General features: G+C 62.3%; 27 protein-coding genes. 19 read left to right on the top strand and 8 right to left on the bottom strand.

Translation table 11 applies throughout. The features are described from left to right. Position 1: 1 nt before the first annotated feature. The 3 genes from ycaC to ACVWSC_RS12275 form a co-directional block, all read right to left on the bottom strand. Positions 2-628, bottom strand: coding sequence for an isochorismate family cysteine hydrolase YcaC (gene ycaC / locus ACVWSC_RS12285; RefSeq protein ID WP_442113900.1), 627 nt, complete (start codon positions 626-628; stop codon positions 2-4). A 54-nt stretch (positions 629-682) separates the two neighbouring features. After that, positions 683-1,369 carry a hydrolase gene (locus tag ACVWSC_RS12280; protein ID WP_442113899.1) on the bottom strand — a complete coding sequence of 229 codons (687 nt, stop codon included), beginning with the start codon at positions 1,367-1,369 and terminating at the stop codon, positions 683-685. Positions 1,370-1,456: 87 nt separating this feature from the next. After that, positions 1,457-2,347 carry a pirin family protein gene (locus ACVWSC_RS12275; RefSeq protein ID WP_442113898.1) on the bottom strand — a complete coding sequence of 297 codons (891 nt, stop codon included), beginning with the start codon at positions 2,345-2,347 and terminating at the stop codon, positions 1,457-1,459. A gap of 99 nt (positions 2,348-2,446) precedes the next feature. Here ACVWSC_RS12275 and ACVWSC_RS12270 point away from each other — a divergent pair, with 99 nt between their 5' ends. Further along, complete coding sequence (locus ACVWSC_RS12270; RefSeq protein ID WP_442113897.1) at positions 2,447-3,352, top strand: LysR family transcriptional regulator; 906 nt, start codon at positions 2,447-2,449, stop codon at positions 3,350-3,352. Between the two features lie 50 nt (positions 3,353-3,402). On the opposite strand, the gene ACVWSC_RS12265 is transcribed toward ACVWSC_RS12270, so the two are convergent. The 4 genes from ACVWSC_RS12265 to ACVWSC_RS12250 form a co-directional block, all read right to left on the bottom strand. After that, entirely contained in the window at positions 3,403-4,278 is an 876-nt protein-coding gene (locus ACVWSC_RS12265) for an alpha/beta fold hydrolase (RefSeq protein ID WP_442113896.1), read from the bottom strand. A 16-nt stretch (positions 4,279-4,294) separates the two neighbouring features. Further along, positions 4,295-4,915, bottom strand: a complete 621-nt coding sequence (locus ACVWSC_RS12260) for a LysE family translocator (protein WP_442113895.1) — start codon at positions 4,913-4,915, stop codon at positions 4,295-4,297. A gap of 250 nt (positions 4,916-5,165) precedes the next feature. Next, positions 5,166-5,756 (bottom strand): 2-hydroxychromene-2-carboxylate isomerase, encoded by a 591-nt coding sequence (locus ACVWSC_RS12255; protein ID WP_442113894.1) that lies wholly within the window; start codon positions 5,754-5,756, stop codon positions 5,166-5,168. 29 nt (positions 5,757-5,785) lie between these two features. Continuing rightward, positions 5,786-6,517, bottom strand: coding sequence for an SDR family oxidoreductase (locus ACVWSC_RS12250; RefSeq protein WP_442113893.1), 732 nt, complete (start codon positions 6,515-6,517; stop codon positions 5,786-5,788). Positions 6,518-6,608: 91 nt separating this feature from the next. Here ACVWSC_RS12250 and ACVWSC_RS12245 point away from each other — a divergent pair, with 91 nt between their 5' ends. The 17 genes from ACVWSC_RS12245 to ACVWSC_RS12165 all read left to right on the top strand — a co-directional run bounded on the left by ACVWSC_RS12245 (position 6,609) and on the right by ACVWSC_RS12165 (position 22,820). Beyond that, positions 6,609-7,163 carry a TetR/AcrR family transcriptional regulator gene (locus ACVWSC_RS12245; protein WP_442113892.1) on the top strand — a complete coding sequence of 185 codons (555 nt, stop codon included), beginning with the start codon at positions 6,609-6,611 and terminating at the stop codon, positions 7,161-7,163. Next, on the top strand, positions 7,150-7,746 hold the full coding sequence (locus ACVWSC_RS12240) for an eCIS core domain-containing protein (RefSeq protein WP_442113891.1): 597 nt from the start codon (positions 7,150-7,152) through the stop codon (positions 7,744-7,746). Before ACVWSC_RS12245 ends, ACVWSC_RS12240 begins: the two co-directional genes overlap by 14 nt. 92 nt (positions 7,747-7,838) lie before the next feature. Beyond that, entirely contained in the window at positions 7,839-8,885 is a 1,047-nt protein-coding gene (locus ACVWSC_RS12235) for a class I SAM-dependent methyltransferase (protein ID WP_442113890.1), read from the top strand. Positions 8,886-9,047: 162 nt separating this feature from the next. Then, the gene (locus ACVWSC_RS12230) at positions 9,048-9,719 is read left to right on the top strand and encodes a GntR family transcriptional regulator (RefSeq protein ID WP_442113889.1); all 672 of its coding nucleotides are present in this window, start codon (positions 9,048-9,050) and stop codon (positions 9,717-9,719) included. Between the two features lie 129 nt (positions 9,720-9,848). Beyond that, the gene (locus ACVWSC_RS12225; protein WP_442113888.1) at positions 9,849-10,781 is read left to right on the top strand and encodes a 4-hydroxyproline epimerase; all 933 of its coding nucleotides are present in this window, start codon (positions 9,849-9,851) and stop codon (positions 10,779-10,781) included. After that, positions 10,763-11,893, top strand: coding sequence for an NAD(P)/FAD-dependent oxidoreductase (locus ACVWSC_RS12220; protein WP_476461731.1), 1,131 nt, complete (start codon positions 10,763-10,765; stop codon positions 11,891-11,893). Before ACVWSC_RS12225 ends, ACVWSC_RS12220 begins: the two co-directional genes overlap by 19 nt. Further along, positions 11,886-12,122 carry a (2Fe-2S)-binding protein gene (locus ACVWSC_RS12215; protein ID WP_442113886.1) on the top strand — a complete coding sequence of 79 codons (237 nt, stop codon included), beginning with the start codon at positions 11,886-11,888 and terminating at the stop codon, positions 12,120-12,122. The genes ACVWSC_RS12220 and ACVWSC_RS12215 overlap by 8 nt, the downstream gene beginning before the upstream one ends. Continuing rightward, positions 12,119-13,375: an FAD-dependent oxidoreductase gene (locus tag ACVWSC_RS12210; RefSeq protein WP_442113885.1), complete on the top strand. Its 1,257-nt coding sequence runs from the start codon at positions 12,119-12,121 to the stop codon at positions 13,373-13,375. The genes ACVWSC_RS12215 and ACVWSC_RS12210 overlap by 4 nt, the downstream gene beginning before the upstream one ends. A 55-nt stretch (positions 13,376-13,430) precedes the next feature. Further along, positions 13,431-14,180 (top strand): helix-turn-helix transcriptional regulator, encoded by a 750-nt coding sequence (locus ACVWSC_RS12205; RefSeq protein WP_442113884.1) that lies wholly within the window; start codon positions 13,431-13,433, stop codon positions 14,178-14,180. Positions 14,181-14,420: 240 nt separating this feature from the next. Next, the gene (locus ACVWSC_RS12200) at positions 14,421-15,239 is read left to right on the top strand and encodes an ABC transporter substrate-binding protein (protein WP_442113883.1); all 819 of its coding nucleotides are present in this window, start codon (positions 14,421-14,423) and stop codon (positions 15,237-15,239) included. Positions 15,240-15,249: 10 nt separating this feature from the next. Then, positions 15,250-17,031 (top strand): cis-3-hydroxy-L-proline dehydratase, encoded by a 1,782-nt coding sequence (lhpI, locus tag ACVWSC_RS12195; protein WP_442113882.1) that lies wholly within the window; start codon positions 15,250-15,252, stop codon positions 17,029-17,031. Beyond that, positions 17,024-17,689 (top strand): amino acid ABC transporter permease, encoded by a 666-nt coding sequence (locus ACVWSC_RS12190; RefSeq protein ID WP_442113881.1) that lies wholly within the window; start codon positions 17,024-17,026, stop codon positions 17,687-17,689. Before lhpI ends, ACVWSC_RS12190 begins: the two co-directional genes overlap by 8 nt. Positions 17,690-17,699: 10 nt before the next feature. Further along, on the top strand, positions 17,700-18,350 hold the full coding sequence (locus tag ACVWSC_RS12185) for an amino acid ABC transporter permease (RefSeq protein WP_442113880.1): 651 nt from the start codon (positions 17,700-17,702) through the stop codon (positions 18,348-18,350). Then, a complete protein-coding gene (locus ACVWSC_RS12180) occupies positions 18,343-19,065 on the top strand; it encodes an amino acid ABC transporter ATP-binding protein (RefSeq protein ID WP_442113879.1) in 723 nt (240 codons plus the stop codon). The genes ACVWSC_RS12185 and ACVWSC_RS12180 overlap by 8 nt, the downstream gene beginning before the upstream one ends. Positions 19,066-19,092: 27 nt before the next feature. Further along, on the top strand, positions 19,093-20,121 hold the full coding sequence (locus ACVWSC_RS12175) for a trans-3-hydroxy-L-proline dehydratase (RefSeq protein ID WP_442113878.1): 1,029 nt from the start codon (positions 19,093-19,095) through the stop codon (positions 20,119-20,121). Between the two features lie 123 nt (positions 20,122-20,244). Then, positions 20,245-21,162 carry a dihydrodipicolinate synthase family protein gene (locus tag ACVWSC_RS12170; RefSeq protein WP_442113877.1) on the top strand — a complete coding sequence of 306 codons (918 nt, stop codon included), beginning with the start codon at positions 20,245-20,247 and terminating at the stop codon, positions 21,160-21,162. A 77-nt stretch (positions 21,163-21,239) separates the two neighbouring features. Further along, positions 21,240-22,820, top strand: coding sequence for an aldehyde dehydrogenase (NADP(+)) (locus ACVWSC_RS12165; RefSeq protein ID WP_442113876.1), 1,581 nt, complete (start codon positions 21,240-21,242; stop codon positions 22,818-22,820). A 59-nt stretch (positions 22,821-22,879) separates the two neighbouring features. Here ACVWSC_RS12165 and ACVWSC_RS12160 read toward each other — a convergent pair whose 3' ends face one another. Beyond that, positions 22,880-25,342: a UvrD-helicase domain-containing protein gene (locus ACVWSC_RS12160; protein WP_442113875.1), complete on the bottom strand. Its 2,463-nt coding sequence runs from the start codon at positions 25,340-25,342 to the stop codon at positions 22,880-22,882. Positions 25,343-25,563: 221 nt separating this feature from the next. On the opposite strand from ACVWSC_RS12160, the gene ACVWSC_RS12155 reads away from it, so the two are divergent. Then, complete coding sequence (locus ACVWSC_RS12155) at positions 25,564-26,262, top strand: pirin family protein (protein ID WP_442113874.1); 699 nt, start codon at positions 25,564-25,566, stop codon at positions 26,260-26,262. Positions 26,263-26,307 lie beyond the last annotated feature (45 nt).

Here is a 26,307-nt window from a genome sequence, read left to right as displayed (position 1 = left end):
GTTATTTACCGTTGGTGAGGGTGTTGTAGCTGGTGATCAGGTTACGGTAGTCCGGGATGTGGTTGGAGAACAAGGTACCCAGGCCTTCGATGTCGTTACGCCAGTCGCGGTGCAGCTCGCAGGCCAGACCGAACCAGGTCATCAATTGCGCGCCCGCTTGCGACATGCGATCCCAGGCCGAGTCACGGGTCAGTGCGTTGAAGGTACCGGAGGCATCAGTCACCACGAACACATCGAAGCCTTCTGCCAGGGCCGACAGCGCCGGGAAGGCTACGCACACTTCAGTCACCACGCCGGCGATGATCAGTTGCTTCTTGCCAGTGGCCTTGACGGCTTTGACGAAGTCTTCGTTGTCCCAGGCGTTGATCTGGCCAGGACGGGCAATGTACGGCGCGTCCGGGAACTGTGCCTTGAGCTCTGGCACCAGCGGGCCATTAGGGCCGGTTTCGAAGCTGGTGGTGAGGATGGTTGGCAGTTTGAAGTACTTGGCCAGGTCACCGACGGCCAGCACGTTGTTCTTGAATTTGTCCGGGTCGATATCACGCACCAGCGACAGCAGACCGGTCTGATGGTCAACCAGCAGGACTGCGGCGTTGTCCTTGTCCAGACGAACGTAGGGTTTGCTCATGGTCTAACTCCTTGCGTTGGTAAACCGGTGCTCTGAAGCACCGGTAAGGGTGAATCAGCGAGTGGAATCGAGTTGTTCTTGCTCAGTGACTACCTGCTGTGCCTTGAGGTAGCTTTCAATCAGTAACTGGTAGTGCGGGAATACTGCACTATAGGCCTCAGCCCACTGTTGTGCGTCGGCACGGTTCCAGGTGCGCTGTACTTCCGAGCACACCGCGGCGGTGTCCATCGGTACCACGCCGGCCTGCATGATGCGCGCCAGGGTGATCTCCTGCGCCATCTTCGAATAGGTGCCGCTGGCATCGATCACCGCGAACACCTGGTAACCAGCGTTGGCCGCACTGATGCTCGGGAAGGCCATGCACACACTGGTGATGGTGCCGGCGATAATCAGTTGCTTCTTGCCGGTGGCCTCGACTGCCTTGACGAATTCGTCATTGTCCCAGGCGTTGATTTCACCTTTGCGTGCCACGTACTTGGCATGAGGTGCCGCTTCGTGGATTTCCGGAATCAGTGGGCCGTTGGGACCTTGAGGCACCGACGCAGTGGTGATGACTGGAATGTTGGCCAGGCTAGCGATCTTGGCCAGGGTGACGGCATTGGCCCGCAGCTCGGTCATCGGCATGTCCTTGACCGTCTGGAACAGGCCGCTCTGATGGTCGATCAGCAGCATCGCGGCGTTATCAGGGTCGATACGCGGGACCTGGCCATTGAAGTTGGCAACGTTGGCAAATGTACTCATGACACATTCTCCTTGAGGTCGGGCTGCAAGTTGTGCTCGCAGCCTAAGGTAGCGGCCGCCCAAAAGACGGCCTTCGGGGTTATCAGACTAGTTGTCGTGACGCGCGCCGCCCGCCCCACTCATCTGGCCAAAACGGCCGGCGTGAAAGTCGTCGAAGGCTTCGGCAATTTCGGCTTCGCTGTTCATCACGAAGGGGCCATAGCCAACGATCGGCTCGTCCAATGGCTCACCACTGAGCAGCAGCACCGACACTTCGGTTTGCGCTTCCAGCACCACCTCGTCACCGGCACGATCGAACAGCACCAGTTGCGCCGGCCCTACCGCCCGCTCGCCATTGACCAGCAGCTTGCCGCGCAGCACCACCAGTGCCGTGCTACGCCCTGCAGCGCTGGGCAAACGCACCGGTGCGCCAGGTTTGAGCTGCACGTCCCAGACATCCATCGGCGTGAAGGTCTGTGCCGGGCCTTTATGGCCGCGATACTCACCAGCAATGACCCGCAGCGAACCGCTACCCGCGCCCAAGGGCACAAGCGGAATATCGCTGCTCAGCAGGGTCTGGTAACCGGCAGGCGCCAATTTGTCTTTGGCCGGCAGGTTGACCCACAACTGCACCATCTCCAGGGTGCCGCCCTTGGCGGCGAAGGCTGGCGAATGGAACTCTTCATGCAGGATGCCGTTGGCTGCGGTCATCCACTGCACATCGCCCGGGCCGATCAGGCCACCGGCACCGGTCGAATCGCGGTGCTCCACTTCGCCCTGGTAGACGATCGTCACCGTTTCAAAACCGCGGTGTGGGTGCTGACCAACGCCACGACGGGCGCTGGTCGGGGTGAAATCATGCGGACCGGCATAGTCGAGCAGCAGGAACGGGCTGATGTGCTGGGCCAAGTTGTCATAGGTGAACAGGCTGCGAACCGGGAAGCCATCGCCGACCCAGTGCGGGTTGGGGCTGCTGTAAACGCCTTGGATCTTTTTCATGAGATGTCTCCTCTCGTGGATGGCTATAACCATACGAGCGCAACGACATCGGCGGTAGATCGGTTAAACTGCCCTCAGCGTTCCATATGGAGAACACTGATGGAAGACCTCAACGACCTTTACTATTTCGCCCAGGTAGTCGATCACGGCGGCTTTGCCCCTGCTGGCCGCGCCCTGGACATGCCCAAATCAAAACTCAGCCGGCGCATTGCCGGGCTGGAAGAACGCCTTGGCGTGCGCCTGATCCAGCGCTCGACCCGGCACTTTTCGGTAACCGAAATCGGCCAGGCGTATTACCGTCATTGCGTGGCGATGCTGGTCGAAGCCGAAAGCGCCGCCGAACTGATCGAGCGTAACCGTGCCGAACCGCAAGGCATCGTGCGCCTGAGCTGCCCCACGGCGCTGCTGAACTTCTGGGTCGGCGACATGCTGACGCGCTTCATGGTCCAGTGCCCGCTGGTGCAATTGCACATCGAAAGCACCAACCGTCAAGTCGATCTGATTCAGGAAGGCATCGACATCGCCTTGCGCGTGCGGGTACCACCGCTGGAGAGCAGCGACCTGGTGATGAAAACCCTGGCCCACAGCACCCAGTGCCTGGTCGCTGCGCCAGCGCTGCGTGAGCGCCTGCCGGCGCGCCCGGTACCGGCCGACCTGGCAGCCCTGCCCAGCATGCACTGGGGCAAACCGCAGCGTGACTATCACTGGGAGTTGGTCGGGCCGGACGAGGTCCGAGCCAGCGTGCGCTACCAGCCGCGGCTGGTCACCGATGACCTGATGGTGCTACGTCAGGCGGCGCTGGCCGGGGTTGGTGTGGTGCATGTGCCGCTGGTGGTAGTGCGCGACGAACTGGCCAGCGGCAAACTGGTGCGCGTCACCCCCGACTGGGCACCGGAGTGCGGCCTGGTCCACACCGTGTTCGCCTCGCGGCGCGGGCTGCTGCCGGGGGTGCGCAGTTTGCTGGACTTTCTTGCAGCCGAGTTTGCGGCTAGCGATATTGCTTGAAGTGCCGGGCAGGCTGCTGACTAACCAGCCCCCCTGCCCGGCCCTGACGATCACTGCGCCAGCAAGAACGCCTGCACCTGCTCACTGCAGGACGCAGGATCTTCCTGCATAAAACAATGCCCACCCGCCACCTGCAGCGCTGTCACCTGCCGATTGCTCTGTGCCCAGCGCTGCACCGACTGCGGTACGAAGGGATAGGTGTGCTCGCCATACAGCACCAGGGTCGGTGTTTGCACCTGGGTCAGCGATGCCCACATGCGCCGGGGAAACGAGCTGAAGATCTCGACCTCGCGGCTGGGGCGGCATTTGAGCACCACGCCTTCCCCGCAATCACCGATGGCGTGGTCGATATAGGACTGCAGCGCCGACTCGCTCCAGCCCTTGAAGATGCCGCGGCCTTCCAGCGAGGCGCGTGCCGCACTGCGATCAGGCCAGTGACTGCGGCGCGTGGCGGCCTTGCGCGCCAGGGCGTGACGACGGTGCAGGCCCACTAACGCGGCGGCGCCCATGATGCCCATCATCGAGCGACTGAACAGCACCGGGTCGAGCAACACGGCACGTTGAAACAATTGCGGTTGTTGCGCCAGCATCAGCGCCGTCAGTACACCGCCAAAACTGTGGCCGACGGCAAAGCGCGGCACATCCGGATACTCTGCACGGCCGGCCTCGAACGCTTCAATTGCCAGTTCTGCGGTACGGTTCCAGCCTTGAAACGGGCCGCCATGGTCACTGTCGCCATGGCCTTGCACATCGCACAGCCACAGGTCGAAGTGCTCGGCCAGACGTGCCAGCAGCGGCTGGTACGCCAGGCAACAAAAGCCATTGCCGTGAAGAAAATGCAGCAGCGGTTTACCGCTGGCGGCGGTGCGCCAACCGCGTAAGGTGAAGCCGGCACTTGTGTCGTGGGACCAGGGAATCAACTGCATGTGCCAGCGCACTCATTCAGGAAAAGCTCGATTCTACAAACAGCAACGGGTAAAGCGAAATCACCAGCAATGCCGCCATCAAGACATTGAACAGCATCAACCAACGCGGGTTCTGCAGCACGCTGCGCAGTGCGCTGCCAAACATCACCCAGACGCACACGCTGGGCAGGTTGACCAAGGCGAACACCGTGGCGATGACAATCACGTTGGTGACATAGCCCTGGGCTGGCGTGTAGGTGGTGATAGCCCCCACCGCCATCACCCAGGCTTTGGGATTGACCCACTGGAACGCCGCCGCCCCCCAGAAACCCAAGGGTTTACGACTTTCAGGATTGCTCACCGACAAAGGTCCGGAGGTGGCAATTTTCCACGCCAGGTACAGCAAGTAGGCGGCACCGACATAACGCAGCACGGTGTAGATCGGCGGGTAAGCCTTGAACACTTCACCCAGGCCAAAACCCACTGCCAGCACCATGACCATGAAACCGACACTGATACCCAGTGCATGCGGAATAGAGCGACGCACCCCGAAGTTCACCCCGGAGGCCAGCAACATGGTGTTGTTGGGCCCCGGAGTGATCGAGGAGACAAAAGCGAACAACACGAAAGCGGTTATCAGGTCGAGTGAGCTGAGCATGGCGGGTGTTCCAACAGTTACAGGGCTGTCATGACACTAGGGTCTGTCTGAAAAGCATTGAGACGAAGGTCAGGCAAGGCGAAAACAGCCGAGGAAGCGGAGTTTACGGGTTGAAAATGAGCATTCCGAGGCTGTTTTCAACGCAGCATCACCGAGTCTCAAGGCTTTTCAGACAGAGCCTAACGGAGCGCTGCTTCGACCCGACCATACAGTTAGTGAAAATAAAACCGTCACACTTGCCGTTACCGCTTCAGGCCAACGCCTCGCTGACAAACTCCAGACGGTCCTGCCCGAAGAACATCTGCTCGCCGACAAAAAACGTCGGTGCGCCAAAGGCGCCGCGGCGCACGGCTTCTTCGGTGGCCTCCTTGAGTGCCGCCTTGACCTGCGGGTCGGCGCTCCACGCCAGGTACTGCTGCGGATCGAAACCCGCCTGCTGCAGCACCGCCGCCAATTCCTCCGGCGCTGCGAGGTTGCGCTGCTGCGCCCACATCGCCGGGAATACGGCATTGAGGTAGGCGTCGAAACGCTCAGGCTGGAACAGCTGCACCGCCAGGGTGCCGCGCATCAGGTGCAGGGTGTTGATCGGAAAGCCCGGTGGAAATGCCAGGGTCACGCCATAACGTTTGGCGTAGCGTTGAAAGTCGGCGAACACATAGCGTGCCTTGGCCGGCACCATCGCCGGTGAAGCATTGCCGGTCGCCTGGAACACCCCGCCCAGCAACATCGGCCGATACACCAGCTGCGCATCAAGGCGCTCGCACAGGCTCGGCAACTGGGTCCAGGCCAGGTAGCTGGCCGGGCTGCCGAGGTCAAAGAAAAACTCAACGGTCTTGCTCATCGATCAATGTCCTTGTTGTGATGAAAGGCTTACCAGCGTTCGATCCACGGCCGCAGGTCGAGCTCGAAGGTCCAGGCATCCCGTGGCTGGGCATGCAGGAACCAGTAGCTGTCAGCAATGTGCGCAGGGTCGAGAATGCCATCCTGGTCTTTGAGCGCGTAACGCTCGGGGAAGCTGTCACGGATGAACGCGGTATCGATAGCGCCGTCTACCACCACATGGGCGACATGGATGTTACGCGGCCCCAGCTCACGGGCCATGCTCTGTGCCAGTGCGCGGATGCCGTGCTTGGCCCCGGCAAACGCGGCAAAACCGGCAGCGCCGCGCAAGCCGGCAGTGGCGCCGGTAAACAGAATCGTGCCGCGCTCACGGGTCACCATGCGCCGGGCGACGGCCTGGGCGGTCAGGAAACCGGCGAAGCAGGCCATCTCCCAGATCTTGAAGTACTTGCGCGCGGTCTCATCGAGAATGCTGCACGGCACGTTGGCCCCGATGTTGAAGACAAACGCCTCAATCGGGCCAAGGGTGCTTTCGATCTGCTCGACCAGCGCGCTGACCTCGTCTTCCTTGCGCGCATCGGAGGCGAAACCATGGGCTTCAAAGCCCTCGGCGCGAATCTCGTCCACCAGCGGCTGCAGCTTGTCGGCGCTGCGTCGGGTGACACAGGCGATATAACCCTCCCTGGCAAAACGCTTGGCAATCGCACCGCCCGTTGCATCACCGGCGCCCACCACCAACACCACTTTGTTGTTCTGAGTCATCCATCGCCTCCATTGGTAAACGATCATTTAGTAAACGAACGCTATGCTATGATCCAGGCTTCGTCAAGCCAGTGATACGGAGCAGGTCGGCGTGCGTTACTCCACCACCCATAAAGAGCAAACCCGGCAAAAGCTGCTGGAAAGCAGCGGCGCCCTGGCCAAGCGTGGCGGCTTCAATGCCACCGGCGTGGCCGGGTTGATGAAAGCCATCGGCCTGACCGGCGGCGCCTTCTACAACCACTTCCCCTCCAAGGATGACCTGTTCACAGAGGTGGTGCGCCGCGAGCTGTCGCTCAGCCCCATGGCCCAACAGCCGATGAACCGCCAACGCCTGGAACGCTGCCTGGACCAGTACCTGAGCCTGGCGCACGTGCACAACCCTGAAGGCGGCTGTGCCATTCCGGCCCTCGGTGCCGAGATTGCTCAGGCGCCGGTGGCAGTGCGTGAAGAAGCTGAACACTGGCTGCGCACCCTGCAACGCGCCTGGGCCGAAACCCTCGACGATGCCGACCTGGCCTGGGCGCTGCTCAGCCAGTGTGTGGGTGCGCTGGTGATCGCGCGCATGCTGGCCAACGAATCGAGCCAGCAGGAAGTGCTCAGCGCCTCCCGTGAATTCCTTGCCGGAGCCTTGCATGAGAGGCCGTAACGCGCTGTTGCTTGGCCTTGCCCTGCTCGCGCCACTGCCAACCCTTGCGGCCTGCCCGGTGGGCCAGTATGAGATCTGCCTGGGCAGTTGCATCTGCTCGCCGATTGACCCAGGCCAGGCGGGCATCATGCTTGACGACCTCGGGCGTATGGCCAGCAGCTCGCTGGCCGTCGCCCTGCAGCAGGCCCGCGACACTGCAGCGGCCAGCGATGTGCTACCAATCCCGCTGCACATCCGTGCCCAGCTTGAGCCCTACTACGACTTCCAGGTGCTGGATGCCGCACGCTACAAGGTAGGCGACCAGCAAGCGCTGGACAGCGCCAACGCGCTGCTGCAGAACCCTGATGTGAATGCCGTGACCCTGATCGACATCATCGTGTTTCGCAACCAGGCCGACGCTGAAGATAACGTCGCCCTCTGGGCCCACGAACTGCACCATGTGCAGCAGTACCAGCAATGGGGCGTGGCAGAGTTCGCCCGGCGCTACTCACGCGACTTCGACGCAGTCGAAGCACCGGCCTACGAGATCCAGGCCAAGGTCAGCAAAGCCCTGCGCGAACGCGCCTCCGGCCAGGCGCGCTGAACTAAACTTAACAATTGCCCCCAAGACATGGCCGAGGTCGCCGCACCCGTGGCGACCCCGTTGACGTTGGACTTCGCACAGGAGCACACGCAATGGACGAAGCCAAGCTGCAAGATTTCATGGGAAAGCTGGTAAACGACATGGGCGCTGCTGCCCTGCTCGCCAACCTGATCCTCGGTGATGAACTGGGCCTGTACCGGGCGATGGCCGACAGCCAGTTCATTACCCCCGAACAACTCGCCGACAAGACCGGCTGCAATGCCAGACTGCTGCGTGAGTGGCTCAGCGCCCAGGCCGCATCGGGCTACATGGAACACCACAATGGCCAGTTTCGCCTGCCCGAGGAGCAGGCCATGGCCCTGGCCATCGAAGACTCGCCGGTGTATGCCGCCGGCGGCGCGTCGGTGATTGCCGCGCTGTATCACGACAAAGACAAACTGGTGGCGGCCATCCGCGGCGACGGCGCCCTGCCCTGGGGCGATCATCATCCGTGCATGTTCAGCGGTACTGAACGCTTTTTCCGCCCAGGCTACCGTGCCAACCTGGTCAGCCAGTGGCTGCCGACACTCACAGGTGTGGTCGACAAACTCACCGCCGGAGCCAAAGTCGCCGATGTTGGCTGTGGTCACGGCGCCTCCACGGTGATCATGGCCCAGGCCTTCCCCGCTTCACGGTTCATCGGCTATGACTACCATGCGCCCTCGATCACCGTGGCCAGCCAACGCGCCAGCGAAGCCGGCGTGAGCGAGCGCGCGCAGTTCGTCAAAGCCAGCGCCAAAGATTTTCCCGAGCATGACTACGACCTGATCTGCTACTTCGACTGCCTGCACGACATGGGCGACCCGGTGGGTGCTGCGCGGCATGCCTACAAGGCACTGAAGGCCGATGGCAGCGTACTGCTGGTCGAGCCTTACGCCGGTGACAGTCTGGATGCCAACTGCACACCGGTGGGCCGTCTGTTCTATGCCGCGTCCACCTTCATCTGCACGCCCAACTCGCTGTCGCAGGAAGTCGGCCTGGGCCTGGGGGCACAAGCGGGCGAAGCGCGCCTGCGTGCCGTGTTTGAAGAAGCCGGCTTCCGCCAGTTCCGACGGGCAACCCAGACGCCCTTCAACCTGATCCTGGAAGCCCGCAAATAATGCCCGTTCGCGGGGCCAGTCATAACGCCGCAGCGCTCTGTAGGCGCTGGCTTGCCCCGCGATGACAACCTGACAATCAGCGCCCAACCGCCGGGCAACTACGGCACCGGAAATCGTCAGTTTCGTATACCATATCCACAAATCATTTCGGACGACACCGCCGTGACCGTACCTCGCCTCAACGCCCCGGACTTGGGCAACACGCCTTCGACCTCGGAAATCATCACCCGCCATCTGCGTGATGCAATCATCGCCGGGCACTTCGCTGAAGATGAGGCCATCCGTCAGGACGACATCGCCCGCCAGTTCAACGTCAGCAAAATCCCGGTGCGCGAGGCGCTCAAGCGCCTGGAGGCCGAAGGATTGGTGATGTTCCAGCGCAATCGCGGTGCGATGGTCACACGCCTGTCTGAACCTGAGCTGGCGCAGATGTTCGAAGTGCGCATGCTGCTCGAAGACAAAGCCCTTCGCCTGGCCATTCCGAACATGACCGAAGCGACGTTCACCCGCGCCGAGCGTATCTGCCAGGAATTCGTCGGCGAGAACGACGTTGGGCGCTGGGCCGAACTCAACTGGGAACTGCACGCCTGCCTGTACGAACCGGCGCAGCGACCATTTCTGGTGAACATGATCCGTTCAGTGAACGACAAACTGGAGCGTTACCTGCGTATGCAGATGAGCCTGTCAGCGGGCAAGGAGCGCGCAGATCACGAGCACCGCGCGATCCTCGACGCCTGCCGGGCCAAAGATGTCGAACGTGCCGTTGCGTTGCTCGACGAGCACATTGCCGGCGTTTGCAAGACCCTCTTCGAGCACCTCCCCCACACACGGTAGGCGCGGGCCAAGCCCGCGCGTTGCCCCTCTGTGCTGATTTCGTCATTCACACAGCATAAAGGCATCAAGCCTACCCCCCGGGAACAGGCCACGCTGTCGTTCACCTCCCCGAACGGACCCGGCCTGCCTATGAAACGCATCACCGTGATCGACTCCCACACCGGCGGCGAACCCACCCGCCTGGTCACTGACGGCTTTCCCGACCTAGGCAGCGGCACCATGGCCGAACGCCGTCGGCAACTGGCGCAACACCACGATCAATGGCGTACCGCGTGCATCCTGGAACCGCGCGGCAGCGACGTGCTGGTTGGCGCGTTACTGTGCGAACCGGTAGATCCCAAGGCATGTGCCGGGGTGATTTTCTTCAACAACACCGGCTACCTGGGCATGTGCGGCCACGGCACCATCGGCCTGGTGGTATCACTGGCGCATCTGGGCCGGATCGGGCCTGGCGTGCATGACATCGAAACCCCGGTCGGCACCGTACAGGCGACCTTGCACGACGACCACTCGGTGAGTGTGCGCAACGTGCCTGCTTACCGTTACCGCAAAGACCTGGCCCTTGAGGTGCCGGGTATTGGTCGGGTGGTTGGCGACGTGGCCTGGGGCGGAAACTGGTTCTTCCTGATTGCCGACCACGGCCTGGCACTGGCAGGCGATAACATCGATGCCCTCAGCGCCTACACCTACGCCGTGCAACAAGCCCTCGACGATCAGGGCTTTCGTGGCGAAGACGGTGGCCTGATCGACCATATCGAACTATTCGCCGACGACCCGCAGGCCGACAGCCGCAACTTTGTCCTGTGCCCTGGTAAGGCTTACGACCGCTCCCCCTGCGGCACAGGCACCAGCGCCAAGCTCGCCTGCCTGGCGGCCGACGGTAAGCTACAACCCGGTCACGTGTGGCGTCAGGCGAGTGTCATTGGCAGTCAGTTTGAAGGTACCTACGAGCGCGACGGTGAGCGCATCATACCGACCATTCGCGGCCGCGCGCACATCAGCGCCGAAGCCACGCTGATCCTGCAGGAAGATGATCCGTTCGCATGGGGTATTGGCTTGTGAGCGTTGACGCCGCAGCCGATTTGATCGTGATCGGTGCCGGAATCATCGGCGCCGCTTGCGCGCAAGCACTGGCCGCACGGGGGCTGCGCGTACTGGTACTGGATGCCGGGCTGCACAGCGCCACCGCCGCAGGGATGGGCCACCTGCTGGTACTTGATGACAATGCTGCGGAACTGGCGTTAAGCCAATACTCGCTGCAACGCTGGCGTGAACTGGCGGTGCACTTGCCCGAGGCCTGCGCCTACCGTAACAACGGCACCCTCTGGCTGGCCGCCAACGCTGAAGAAATGGCCGTGGCCGAACACAAGTTCAGCGTGCTGCAAGCACAGGGGGTGGCCTGTGAGCTGGTAGCCGGCGGCGCCCTGCGCCAGCGCGAACCGGCGCTGCGCGAGGGCCTTGCCGGTGGTCTATTGATCACAGGTGACGGCATTCTTTACGCCCCGGCCACTGCCCAATGGATGCTGCAGTCGCCGCGCATCGAACAGCGCCAGGCAAAGGTCTGTGCCGTACAAGACAATCGTGTGTGCCTGGAAGACGGCACGTGGTTACGCGCCGATGCGGTCGTTCTGGCCAACGGCATCCAGGCCACTGAGTTGTGTCCGGAACTGCCGATTGAAGCCAAGAAAGGCCACCTGCTGATCACCGATCGTTACCCCGGCAGTGTGACCCATACCCTGGTGGAACTGGGCTACGTGACCAGCGCCCATAACGCCAGTGGCCCGTCCACAGCCTGCAATATTCAACCGCGCCCGACCGGCCAGTTGTTCATTGGCGCCTCACGCCAATTCGGCACCCTCGACCCGGCTGTAGAAGGCTGGATGCTTGCGCGCATGCTCAAACGCGCAACCGAGTACATGCCGGACCTGGCACAGTTGAATGCCATTCGCGCCTGGACCGGCTTTCGCGCCGCCAGCCCCGATGGTCTACCCCTGGTGGGCCGTCACCCGCACCACCAAGGCCTGTGGCTTGCAGTGGGCCACGAGGGGCTGGGCGTCACCACCGCCCCGGCCAGCGCTGATTTGCTGTGCGCACAGCTGTTCAACGAAACGCCGCCGTTGGCGGCCCACGCTTATCTGCCAGCGCGTTTCCTAGGAGCACTCGCCCATGCCTGAACTGATCCTCAATGGCCGCCCGCTGCAAGTGCTCGACGGCACCAGTGTGGCCGCCGCACTGACGCTCGGCGGCGACGGCTGCTCACGCACCTCGGTGGCCGGCCAGCGGCGCGCACCGCTGTGCGGCATGGGCATTTGCCAGGAGTGCCGGGTGACTGTCGATGGTCACCGGCGACTGGCGTGCCAAACCCTGTGCCGTGAGGGCATGCAGGTGCAGACATGGCCATGAGCGAACACACCAACCTGTTGATTATCGGCGCCGGCCCCGCCGGGCTGGCGGCGGCACTGGCCGCCGCGCCTGCAGCCACGCGCATCATCCTGCTCGACGACAACCCGCAAGTGGGCGGCCAGATCTGGCGAGACGGCCCGCAGGCCTCGCTGCCCGTTGCCGCCCGCCGGATGCGCGAGCAGGTCTTGGCCTGTGCCAATGTGTACTGCTACAGCGGCACCCGGGTGATCGCCCGATCGGCCTCAGATGCCTTGCTGGTGGAAGATGCCGAGCGTGGTTGGCAGATCCGCTACGACCGGCTGATTCTGTGCACGGGAGCCCGCGAACTGTTGCTACCGTTTCCCGGCTGGACGCTACCCGGAGTCACTGGCGCAGGGGGACTGCAGGCACTGATCAAGGCCGGCATGCCAGTGAGCGATCAGCGTATTGTCATCGCCGGTAGCGGCCCCCTGCTGTTGGCCAGCGCCGCCACCGCCAAACACATGGGTGCCCAGGTGGTGCAGATCGCCGAACAGGCTTCAGCGCGCGCCGTCGCCGGTTTCGCCACACAGTTGCCGCGCTGGCCGGGCAAACTGCTGCAAGCGGCCAGCCTGTTCGATCGGCGCTACCGCACGGCCAGCCACGTCCTGGCCGCACTGGGTACCGAACGCCTGGAAGGTGTGCGGCTGAAACTCAATGGCAAGGTGGTGGAGCTCGCCTGTGAACGCTTGGCCTGCGGTTTCGGCCTGATTCCCAACACCCAGCTCGCTCAGGCCTTGGGCTGTACTGTGGCTGATCAGGCGGTGCATGTCGATTGCTGGCAGCAGACATCACAGCCCGGCATTTACGCCGCCGGTGAATGCACAGGATTCGGTGGCAGTGAGCGCGCCTTGGTGGAGGGCGCCATTGCCGGTTATGCGGCGGTTGGCGATCGTCGCCAGGTGCAGTCCTTGTGGCGCCGCCGCAACCGCTGGCATGCATTTGCCAAGGTGCTGAACCGCGCCTTCACACTCGACCCGGCACTGTCGCAGCTTGCGACGCCCGAGACCCTGGTGTGCCGCTGTGAAGACGTCCCCTACGCCGCCCTCGCCGGCCACCGCAACTGGCGCGATGCCAAGCTTGCCAGCCGCTGTGGGATGGGCGCCTGCCAGGGCAGGGTCTGTGCCGCGGCGACCGCGCACCTGTTCGGTTGGCAAACGCCAGCACCACGCCCGCCCTTCAGCCCGGCACGGATCGAAACCCTGCTGTGCCTGGAGCAATCACACGACGCTTGAGCGCAAGAACGGGGGCGCACTATGATCATGCTGGTCGCCCCCGGAACGTCAGTGAATGCACGCCACGCTCAACCAATTCGCGCCCTGTGATCTGCCGACGTTGCTCTGCGGTCTGCGCAGCATTGCGCCGCTGCTCGACACCCTCAACGATGTCGTGTTCTTCATCAAGGACTGCGAGGCGCGCTACGCCTTCGTCAACCACACCCTGGCCCGGCGCTGCGGCCGCCAGCACGGTGAACAACTGCTCGGGCTGACTGCCGAGCACGTCTTCCCCGCGCGCTTCGGCCCGCTCTACACCGAACAGGACCGCCGCGTACTGAGCAGTGGCCAAGAGCTGGTCGACCAGCTGGAACTGCACCTTTATTTCGGCAACCAGCCGATCTGGTGCCTGACCCACAAGCGTGCGCTCAAAGATGGCGACGGCAACATCGTTGGCCTCGCCGGTATCTCCCGCGACCTGCAACTGCCACAGTCCAATCACCCGGCGTTTGCTAAACTCGCCGCCGTTGATACCCACATCCGCAGCCATTTCGCCCGCCCCATCAGCCTTGCCGAACTGACTGCCATCGCTGGGCTTTCCGTCGCGCAACTGGAGCGCCAGTGCAAGCGCATCTTCCAGCTCACGCCACGGCAGATGATCCACAAGGCGCGGCTCGAAGAAGCCTCGCGCTTGCTGCAAGACCTCAGCCTGCCGATCACCGAAATTGCCCTGCGTTGCGGCTACACCGACCACAGTGCCTTCAGCCGCCAGTTCCGCGCCCTCACCGGGATTTCCCCGAGCCAGTTCCGCGACAGCCAACACTGAGTGTTCCGTTACCGGGCGCCCCGCGTCGACAGTGCTCCGATTTGTAACACCAGCCCGGCACTCGCCTGTTGAGGATAAACCTCAGGCAACCAAGCGCCTTTCCGACAGCCGCCCTAGCCCACGGGCTGACATTTAATTGCTCCTGAAAGTCGAAAACAGGCACATCCATTGCTATAACAAATATCGTATACGAAATCTTCAATACGATATCTAACAGCACCCACACGACACGAGGCCTCTATGAAAAACTGCACATTTGCCGTAGCCCTCAGCGCTGTTCTCAGTACCACCTTTATCGCTAACGCCCAGGCCGACAAACTCGACGACATCATCGGCTCTGGCAAACTGCGATGCGCAGTCACCCTAGACTTCCCGCCGATGGGGTTTCGTGACGAAGCCAACAAACCCGCAGGCTTCGATGTGGACTACTGCAACGACCTGGCGAAAATCCTCGGTGTCGAACCAGAAGTCGTCGAAACCCCCTTCCCCGACCGCATTCCGGCGCTGATTTCCGGCCGTGCCGACGTTATCGTCGCGTCCACCTCCGACACGCTGGAACGGGCCAAGACGGTCGGCCTGACGGTACCGTACTTCGCGTTCCAGATGGTCGTGCTGACCCGCGACAACACCGGCATCAACAGCTTCGATGACCTCAAAGGCAAGGCGCTGGGCAATACCAGTGGCACCTACGAAGCCATTGCCCTGGAAAAAGATGTGAAGAATTGGGGCAACGGCAGCTTCCGCGCCTACCAGTCGCAAAACGATACCCTGCTGGCGGTAGCCCAGGGCCACATCGACGCCACGGTAGTGACCAACACCGTCGCCGCCGCGACCCTCAAGTCGGGCAAGTACAAGAACCTCAAAGTCGCCGGCAACGCGCCGTATGTGATCGATTACGTGTCGTTGGGCGCCAAACGCAACGAGTACGGTCTGCTGCGTTACCTCGACCTGTTCGTCAACCAGCAAGTACGCACCGGGCGCTACAAAGAACTGTTCACCAAGTGGGTGGGCACCGACATCGCCCCGACCGACCTGACCGTGCCCCAGGTCTACTACTGAGGTGCGCAGTATGACCAGCACTCCCAACCCCTTGACCGGGCGCAGCCTGGTCGAGGGCGCAGCCCAGGGCGAACTGCTGTTCGCCGACACCGGGTTGAGTTTCTGGGGCGGGGTCGACCCGTTCAGCGGCGAAGTGATCGACCGCCATCATCCCCTGAGCGGCCAGTGCATTGCCGGGCGCATACTGGCCATTCCCAGTGGACGCGGCTCCTGCACTGGCAGCAGCGTGATGATGGAGTTGATCAGCAATGGCCACGCACCCGCGGCACTGGTGCTGGCCGAAGCCGACGAGATTCTGACCCTCGGCGTGCTGGTCGCACAGGCACTGTTCCAGCGTTCCCTGCCGGTGCTGTGCATCGGCGAGGAGGCCTTTGCCGGGTTACCCCGCAAGGGGTATGCGCGGGTCGAAGGGCAGCATCTGAACCTGTACGCCCAGACGCCTGAACAACCCTGGCAGGCCTGCTCGCCGACACACGGCAACGCGCCGCGCAGCACCGGCCTCAGTCTCAGCGCGGACGATCAGGCATTGCTGGACGGTGACCATGGCCGGGCCGCACAGTTGGCGATGCAGATTGTGCTGCGCATGGCCGAGCTGCAAGGCGCCGAGCAGTTGCTCGACGTCAGTCAGGCGCACATCGACGGCTGCATCTACACCGGCCCCGCCAGCCTGCGTTTTGCCCAGCAGTTGCTGCAATGGGGGGCGAAGGTACGGGTACCGACCACGCTCAACGCCATCTCCGTCGATCAACGTCGCTGGCGCGAACTGGGAATTGACCCCGCGCTCGGTGAACCTGCCAGTGCCCTGGGCGATGCCTATATGGCCATGGGTGCACAACTGAGCTTTACCTGCGCCCCTTACCTGCTGGACAGTGCGCCGAAGCTGGGCGAACACGTGGTGTGGGCCGAATCCAATGCCGTGGTCTACGCCAACAGTGTGCTCGGTGCTCGCACACTCAAGTACCCCGACTACCTCGACATCTGCATCGCCCTCACCGGCCGTGCACCTCGCATCGGTTGCCATCTGGACAGCCAGCGCAAGGCGCAGTTGATTGTCGAGCTGCCGCCCCTGGGTACGCTGGACGACAGTTTCTACCCATTGCTCGGGTACCACATCGGCGCCCTGAGCGGCTGGCGAATTCCCCTGGTGCGCGGGCTGGAGCAGGCTCAACCGAGTCTGGACGACCTCAAAGCCTTCGGCGCCGCCTTTGCAACCACCTCTGCCGCGCCGCTTTTTCACATCGCCGGCGTCACCGCCGAAGCGTTGGACCCCACCCAGGTCGTTGAACCCGGGGTACCCCTGGCCAGCGAGCACCTGCAGTTGAGCGACCTGCTGCGCAGTTGGCGCGAACTCAACAGCGCCCGCGAATCACGTGTCGATGTAGTGTCGCTGGGCAACCCACACTTTTCCCTCAGCGAGTTCGCGACACTTGAGCGATTGTGCCGCAACCGCCACAAACACCCCGACGTCGTGCTGGCAATCACTTGCGGTCGCACCGTGCTCGAACAGGCACGCGCTGCCGGATACATCAGCGGACTTGAACGCTTCGGCGTGACCCTGGTGACCGACACCTGTTGGTGCATGCTGGGTGAACCGGTGATTCCGCCCGCTGCACGCACACTGATGACCAACTCCGGCAAATACGCTCACTACGGCCCTGGCCTGAGCGGGCGCGCAGTGCATTTCGCCAGCCTCGCCGAATGCGTCGCGTCGGCCTGCAGCGGTCAAGCCAGCGGCCGCTTGCCAAGCTGGTTGCAACCGGCCATCTGCAAGGAGAAAACCACGCATGTTTGACTACACCTTCCAGTGGCGCTCAGCCCTGCGCGCGTTGCCAGACATGCTGACTGGGGCCTGGGTAACCTTCGAAACCGCCGCGCTGTCGATGATTTTCGGGGTGCTGATTGCCCTGGCCCTGACTGTGATGCGCGCTGGCAAGCAACCGCTGCTGCGTGGCGTTGCCGATGCGTGGGTATCGATTGCGCGTAACACACCGTCGTTGTTCCAGATCTACATCCTGTACTTCGGCCTCGGTTCGATGGGCTTGCATGTCAGTTCATGGGTCGCCCTGCTGGCGGGAATCACCTTCAACAATGCGGGGTACCTGGCGGAGAACTTTCGTGGCGGCCTCAAAGCCGTGCCGGGAACGCAGATGCGTGCGGCGCGCTCGTTAGGCATGAGCGCCTTCCAGGCCTACCGGATGGTCATCATTCCGCAGTTGCTGCGGGTGGTGTTCTACCCACTGACTAATCAGATGGTCTGGGCAGTGCTGATGACTTCACTGGGGGTGATCGTAGGTCTGAACAACGACCTCACCGGGGTGACCCAGGACTACAACGTCAAGACGTTCCGCACCTTCGAATACTTCGCCCTGGCAGCAGCGCTGTACTACGTGATCGCCAAGGCAATTGTCGCGGTAGCCCGGCTGATGGCCTGGCGACTGTTCCGTTACTGAGGAGTTCGCCATGCTTTCGACCGGTTTTACCTGGAACGACTTGGTGTTCCTGCTCGACGGGGCCTGGGTCACGCTGCAGCTAACGTTCTGGGCCATCATGCTGGGCACCTTCGCCGGGCTGGTATTCGGCCTGGTGCGGGCGCTGTGGCCACGCACCAGCCTGCCGCTGGCATGGCTGCTGGATGTGTTTCGCAGCGTGCCATTGCTGATCCAGTTTGTGCTGTTCAACTCGTTCAAGAGCATCGTTGGGCTGAACCTCAGCGCCTTTACCGTCGGCTGCATCGTGCTCGGCGTGTACACCGCGGCCTACTTCACCGAAATCGTCCGTGGCGGAGTGCTGGCGGTGTCGTTGAGTGTGCGCCGGGCCAGCCGCTCACTGGGCATGAGCTACCTGCAAGACTTGCGCTGGATCGTCCTGCCGATGGCGACTCGGGTGGCCTTTCCGGGCTGGCTGAACCTGGTGCTAGGGGTCATGAAAGACACCGCACTGGTGATGTGGATCGGCATTGTTGAACTGCTGCGCGCCTCGCAAACCATCGTTACGCGGATTCAGGAACCCCTGCTGGTGCTGTGCATCGCGGGCCTCATTTACTACGTCATGAGCCTGGTGGTAGCCCGCCTGGGCGCCCGACTGGAAAGAAGGTGGCAGGAAAATGATTGAGATCGAGAACGTACACAAATCCTTCGGCAACCTCGAGGTGGTCAAGGGCGTGAGCCTCACCGTGGACAAAGGTGAAGTGGTGTCGATCATCGGCGGCTCGGGCTCAGGCAAGTCGACGTTGCTGATGTGCATCAACGGCCTGGAACCGATCCAGAAAGGCAGCATCCGGGTCGACGGCGTCGAGGTCCACCACCGTGCCACCGACCTCAACCGCTTGCGACAGAAAATCGGCATCGTGTTCCAGCAATGGAACGCCTTCCCGCACCTGACGGTGTTGGAAAACGTGATGCTTGCACCGCGCAAGGTCCTGGGCAAAAGCAAGGAACACGCCGAGGAGTTGGCGGTCAAGCAACTGACCCACGTTGGCCTGGGCGACAAACTCAAGACGTTTCCCGGCAAATTGTCTGGCGGTCAGCAGCAGCGTATGGCGATTGCCCGGGCGCTGGCGATGTCGCCGGACTACATGCTGTTCGACGAGGCCACCTCAGCGCTCGACCCGCAATTGGTCGGCGAAGTACTGGACACCATGCGCATGCTCGCCGAGGACGGCATGACCATGGTGCTGGTGACCCATGAAATACGTTTTGCCCGGGACGTGTCGGACCGCGTGGCGTTCTTCCGTAACGGCCTGGTGCATGAAATCGGCGCGCCGGATCAGGTCATTGGAAGCCCCTTGCAGCCGGAGACGGCGGCGTTCCTGAAATCGGTGAAATAAGCCACCACCCACAGCAGGAGTTCTTCAATGCGCTCATCGAAAATCATCCATGTCGTCAATTGCCATGCCGAAGGTGAAGTCGGCGACGTTATTGTCGGGGGCGTCGCCCCGCCGCCGGGCGCCACCGTCTGGGAACAGTCGCGCTGGATTGCCCGTGACGACAGCTTGCGCAACTTCGTCCTCAACGAGCCACGCGGTGGGGTGTTCCGCCACGTTAACCTGCTGGTGCCCGCCAAAGACCCACGGGCACAGATGGCCTGGATCATCATGGAGCCCGCCGACACCCCGCCGATGTCAGGCTCCAATTCACTGTGTGTGGCAACCGTGCTGCTCGACAGCGGTATCCTGCCCATGACCGAACCCGAAACCCGCCTGGTTCTCGAAGCGCCAGGCGGGCTGATCGAAGCTGTCGCTGAATGCCGCGATGGCAAGGTGCAACGGGTAGAAGTGAAAAACGTGCCGTCGTTCGCCGATCGCCTCGATGCCTGGATCGAAGTCGAAGGTTACGGCTCACTCAAGGTCGACACGGCCTACGGCGGCGACAGTTTTGTTATTGCCGATGCCCGTCAGCTGGGCTTTGCCATACGCCCCGACGAAGCCAGGGAGATCGTCGAGATCGGTCTGAAAATCACCCAGGCGGCCAACGAACAGTTGGGATTTCATCACCCCCTGAATCCGGACTGGTCGCACATTTCCTTTTGCCAGATAGCCGCCCCTATCGAGTACCAGAACGGTGTCGCCACGAGCACCAACGCGGTGGTCATCCGCCCCGGCAAGATCGACCGCTCCCCCTGCGGTACCGGTTGCTCGGCGCGCATGGCGGTGATGCAGGCCAAAGGCTTGCTGAAGGTCGGCGACCACTTCATCGGCCGCTCGATTATCGGCTCGACGTTTAACTGCCGCATCGAATCACAAACCGATATCGCCGGACGCCCGGCCATCTATCCGTGTATTTCCGGGCGTGCCTGGATCACCGGCACCCATCAATTGCTGCTCGATCCGAGCGATCCCTGGCCACAAGGCTACCGGCTGTCGGACACCTGGCCCGGCGCTTGAACGCTAACCCACTGATTTAAAACCAAACCCTTAAAACGAGTGGCAAACAGCGAAAAAACGGCTGGTCGAGTATTGTCACTTAAAATATCGTATACGAAATACAATAACCCACCGGAGAACAACATGAGCAAGTACATCAACTGGAGCGGTGTCTTTCCCGCAGTGACCACACAATTCAACGAAGACTTCTCGATTAACCTGGAGAAGACTCACGAGGTGATCTCCAACGTCATCCGCGACGGCGTCTCGGGGCTGGTCGTCTGCGGGTCGGTGGGCGAAAACACCTCGCTAAGCGCCGAAGAGAAAATTGCCGTCACCGAGGTCGCTGTCGATGCCTCGCGCGGCCGCGTCCCGGTGATCTGCGGCGTAGCGGAGTTCACCAGCGTGCAAGCGGCGAAAGTCGCCAACTCGGTACGCCAGGTGGGCGTAGACGGGGTAATGCTGATGCCGGCGCTGGTGTACGGCTCGAAACCGTTCGAGACCGCCGAGCATTTCCGCTACGTGGCCAAACACACCGACGTGCCACTGATGGTTTACAACAACCCGCCGATCTACAAGAACGACGTCACCCCGGACATCCTGATTTCCCTGGCTGACTGCGACAACGTGGTGTGCTTTAAAGATTCCTCCGGCGACACCCGCCGCTTCATCGACGTGCGTAATGAAGTGGGTGACCGCTTCGTGCTGTTCGCTGGCCTCGATGACGTGGTCCTGGAAAGCATTGCTGTCGGTGCGCAAGGCTGGGTCTCGGGCATGTCCAACGTGTTCCCCAAAGAGGGCGAAACAATCTTCCGCCTGGCCAAGGCCGGGCGCTTCGCCGAAGCCATGCCGATCTATGAATGGCTGATGCCGATCCTGCACCTGGACGCCCGTGCTGACCTGGTGCAATGCATCAAGCTGTGCGAAGCCATCGCCGGCCGCGGCAGCGCCTTGACCCGCCCACCGCGCCTGGCGCTGCCGGAAGCCGACCGAGTGTATGTCGAGCAGATCATGGCCAAAGCCCTGACCAACCGCCCGCAACTGCCGGATGTCGGCCTCTGAGTGAAGATCGGGCCGGTGCTCCCCGGTGGAGCCCGGCCGTTCGCTGGCCTGACCGCACCTTTGACCTGGAGCTTTGCATGCCGGACATCATCGGCCACAACTACATCGGTGGCGCGCGCAGCGCCGCCGGCACTGTCACCCTGTACAGTCACGACGCCAGCAGCGGTGAAGCATTGCCGTACCCCTTCTATCAAGCCACCCCTGGCGAAGTGGACGCTGCCGCGCAGGCCGCGGCACAGGCCTACCCGACGTTTCGCAACCTGTCGGCGGAGCGCCGAGCACACTTTCTTGAGGCCATCGCCGCACAACTGGACGCGCTGGGCAGCGATTTCATCGAGCTGGTAACCCGCGAAACCGCCCTGCCCAACGCACGCATTCTAGGTGAGCGTGGACGCACCAGCGGACAACTGCGCCTGTTCGCCCAGGTGCTGCGCCGTGGTGATTTTCTCGCGGCGCGGATCGACCGCGCCCAACCAGACCGACAGCCATTGCCGCGCGCCGACATTCGTCAGTATCGACTTGGCGTGGGGCCGGTGGCGGTATTCGGTGCAAGTAACTTCCCCCTGGCCTTTTCTACCGCTGGCGGCGACACCGCCGCCGCACTTGCCGCTGGCTGCCCAGTGGTGTTCAAGGCGCACAGCGGCCACATGGCCAGTGCCGAACAGGTTGCTGATGCAATTATCCGCGCCGCCGAACTGACCGGCATGCCCAAGGGCGTGTTCAACATGATCTACGGCGCGGGTGTCGGCGCAGCGTTGGTCAAGCACCCTGCAATCCAGGCGGTCGGCTTTACCGGCTCGCTCAAAGGCGGACGCGCGCTGTGTGACATGGCCGCCGCCCGGCCCCAGCCGATCCCGGTGTTCGCCGAGATGAGCAGCATCAACCCGGTCCTGCTGCTGCCCCAGGCACTGGCCCTGCGCGGTGAACGGATCGCCGCTGAATTGGCCGCTTCAGTGCTACTCGGCTGCGGGCAGTTCTGTACCAAACCGGGCTTGGTCATCGGTGTACGCTCGCCGGCCTTCAGTGCCTTCACCGTCCACTTGGCAGCACAGTTGGCCGAGCAACCGCCACAAACCATGCTCAATGCCCAGACCCTGGCCAGCTACCACAACGGCGTAACGGCATTGCTAGCTCATCCGGGCATCACCCACCTCAGCGGCCAGGCGCTACAACCGCGCCAGGCACAACCTCAATTATTGCGAGCCGATGCCAGCCTGTTGATCGAGGCCGACCCTGTGTTGCAGGAAGAGGTCTTCGGCCCGGCCACCGTGCTGGTGGAAGTGGCCGACCGCTACGAACTGCTTCAGGCACTCAACGGCCTGCACGGCCAGCTGACAGCAACATTGATTGGCGAACCCTCAGACCTGCAAAGCCACGCTGATGTGCTGCCGCTGCTGGAACAGAAAGTTGGCCGTGTGCTGTTCAACGGTTACCCGACAGGCGTCGAAGTCTGCGATGCGATGGTACATGGCGGGCCATACCCGGCCACTTCGGACGCGCGTGGGACCTCGGTCGGTAGCCTGGCGATCGAACGCTTTCTGCGCCCGGTGTGCTACCAGAATTGCCCGGATGAGCTGTTGCCCGAAGCCCTGCAGAACGCCAACCCGCTGGGCATCGCGCGCCTTGTCGATGGCCGTAGCAGCCGCGAATCACTGTAGCGTGTTTGCCCTGCGATGCGATGTGATAGCCACACTCCCATCGCAGGGCACGCCCACGCCTAGCGCCCGTCCTCGAAAAACACCTTGCGCCCATCGACCTGGCTCGAAGCCCGCGGCAGGTTGGCTGCCTCCCCCGTGGGGTTCTCCACATACCAGTAGCAATGCCTGGCCGCACGGGTAATCGCCACATACGCCAGACGCAGTACTTCATCTTTCTGGGCGGTGTCGAACGCCAGCGGATCACCGGCGCGGCCCAGCCCGGCCTGACGATAGACCTGGTTCTTGTAGGGTGAGCTGGTCAGGTGCTGGCAATCGCCGAGCATGAACACCGCGTCGGCCTGCAGTCCCTTGGCACTGTGGTAGGTCAATTGGCGGAACCGCCGCTGATCCGCAGGCAGCCCGGCCTCGTGATTGACCAATGGCTTGATATGCTCTGATATCAATAACTTATCGCTACTTTTTCGAAACAACATCATCACGGTTTCACCGCGTCGATAGTGTTCCATCAGCGTTTGCGCCAACGCCGCTTCGTCGCGTTCAAGCACTTTGACCGGCAGCGGTTGCTCCGCCGCCGGGCCACAGGCCTTGGCCTTCTTGCCTGTGATCGCAGGCGCCGGCTTCACGATATGTTCGGCCGCATCGATGATGTATTGGTGACTGCGGTAGTTGTCCGCCAGCATCACCCGGGTGTTGCTTGGCGCGGGGAACTCCTTGGTGAACTCCATGAAGTACTTCGGTGAACTGCCACGCCAGCCATAGATCGACTGCCAGTCATCGCCGACGCACAGCAGCGAAGAATGCTGGGCCACACGCCCGACGTTCATGGCCGGGCCACGCCTGCGGATTTCCCGCAGGCAGGCGCGCAGCCAGGAGACGATCTGCGGTGAGACATCCTGGAATTCGTCGATCATCAAGTGCGCCAGCGGCCGCAACAGCGGGTCTGGCAGCAGGCGCAGGTTCTCCGGGTTGTTTTCACCGAACAGGGCGAACATGCGGTTGTAGCTCATGATCGGTGGCGACTGAGCGAGCAAGTGCGCTTCCAACGCCTTCCAGTACAGTGCCAGGGCTTCGAAGAACGCCGCATCGCTGTCGCCTGGCGGGAAGCTCATGGCGCCGACGGCTGGGTTTACATCAAGCCCGAGGTTCTCGATAAAGCCAGCTGCGCCGACAAAGGCATCGAGTAACGGCACTGCCGAGAGCTCTCCCTTGACCTTGTAATCAAAGCCTGGCCCGGCGACCGCATCGCCTGCCAATGAGGCGGTCAAGCGCTTGGCGGCGGCATAGTTTTCCAACCAAATCACAGGCTTATCGCAGAAAGCTTGAAACAGGGTGCGTTTGATCACCCACTCCGCCCAGACCGGCAACTTGGCCCCGGGGCGCTTGTACTGCTGGTTTTCACCCGGATCGAAACCCAGTACCACCCAGGCATCGAGTTCGGCGATGTGGCCGTGGAAATGGAAGCGGCTGCCATTGATCTCGACCGTTTCGCGGCTTGGCTCGATGCCCTTGATCGGCCAGGCACCGGCGGCAAACCAGAGGTCTTCCAGAGTGTCGCACAGCTCTTCGTCACGGCTGGCCGAGAGCTGGGTCACGGCGACACGCTTCTGCACGTCCGGGTGATCGCGATCGAGTGCCTTGAGCTGCACCGCCTCACGGCGCAAGCCCGCAATCAGTTCGGCAAAGCGCGGGCTGCTGTTGAGCAGGTCGCGGTAACACAGGTTGAGCTGCTGACGCTGGGCGTCGTTGATGCGCAAATCAAAAGGGTTGCTCTCGGCATTGGCTTCGCTGCCACCGGGCAGGTCACTGCCCAGGGTCTCGAACGCCCGCACCTGGTTGAAGCCCGGCAGGCTGCGCACCAGCGGCAGAATCCGTGAATGGAAGGTGCGCACCAGCTCACGGGCCTGGGCAGGATTGAGCGCCACTTGCCACAGGCTGAATACCTGCAACAGCCGGGCGATAAAGTCTTTGCGCGACTCACGGGTGAAGGTCACCACGGTCATGGCGTCCAGCTCGTACCCCAGGTAATGGCGCAGCAGCAGGATACGCAGCACCAGCGAGGTCGACTTGCCAGCCCCTGCCCCGGCAATCACACAGGTAGACGGCGTATCACTGAAGATCATCTTCCACTGCGCCGCGCTGGGCTGCGCCTGCGCCGGCAAGCGCAAGGCGACGTCAGCCTTGAAACGCTTTTTCAATTCGGCCGTCAACGGCAGCCGCCAGTCGTCAAACAAGCCGTTGTCCTGCCCCGGCACACCGTGGCCATCAGGGCGCGTGTCACGGATGACCAAGACCTGGCGCCCGGCTTCATAGCCGTCTACCCGCCCTTCTTCGTAACCTTCACGCACACCATCGGCGTGGCCGGTGCGCTGACCGCTGGCGTGCCCCTGAAACCATGAGTCACGGTGCTGTGCCTGCAGCCGGCTCAAACCACGGCCAAGCAGGCGCGCGGCCAGGCGTCTGATCCAGGGCAGTTGTGCAGGTGGAGTCAACTCCGGGGGTAGCTTGGGACGCTGTTCAGACACACCTACTCCAAAACGAAAAAACCTGCGCCCATGTTCGCTCCATCGAAGAAAAATCACCAGCTGAATGCTTGCAGATCAGCTAATTAGACGATGAAGCGCACAAATCACCCCAACTTAATACATCAACAAATCAGATTAAAATCAGCCGAAATTTACGCTTATTTTCGATAATGATTTCAGCGATCATCCTCCCATCAACTGAATCACCAGGAGAGCCCATCATGCTGCAACTGCGCCCTTTCAAGAGCCTTGGCCATGCCAACCATGGTTGGCTCGATGCCCATCACCATTTCTCCTTTGCCGAATACTACGACCCGCAACGGATGCATTGGGGCAACCTGCGGGTCTGGAACGACGACTTGATCGCTGCCGGCAGTGGCTTCCCGCCACACCCGCACCGCGACATGGAAATCATCACTTATGTGCGTGAAGGCGCCATCAGCCATCAGGACAACCTGGGCAACAAGGGCCGCACCGAGGCCGGTGATGTACAGGTCATGAGTGCAGGCACCGGCATCACCCACAGTGAATACAACCTGGAAAAGGTCGATACGCGGATTTTCCAGATCTGGATCGTGCCTGAGCGCGTCGGACAAGCGCCGTCGTGGGGTTCGCGGCCTTTTCCCAAAGGCGAGCGTGGCGAAGGTTTCGTGACCCTGGCCAGCGGTCGTGAGGGCGATGAAGACAGCCTGCGCATCCGCGCCGATGCCCGCCTGGTGGCGGCGACCTTGCAGGCCGGTGAAAGCGCCGAGTACCGCTTTGAAGCCGGGCGCCGTGGTTATCTGGTGCCGGCCAAAGGCCTGATCGAAGTCAACGGTGTCCGGGTTGAAGCCCGCGATGGCTTGGCGATTGAGGATGAGCAGGTGCTCACGGTGACTGCGCTGCAAGACAGTGAGATTGTTTTGGTTGATGTAGCCTGATTGATCGCGGGGCAAGCCCGCTCCTACCGGGTAGGAGCGGGCTTG

This window comes from Pseudomonas sp. NUPR-002 (genome assembly GCF_056322725.1).
Note: the sequence above shows the minus strand (reverse complement) of the source record. Positions and strands in the feature narration are given on the sequence as shown.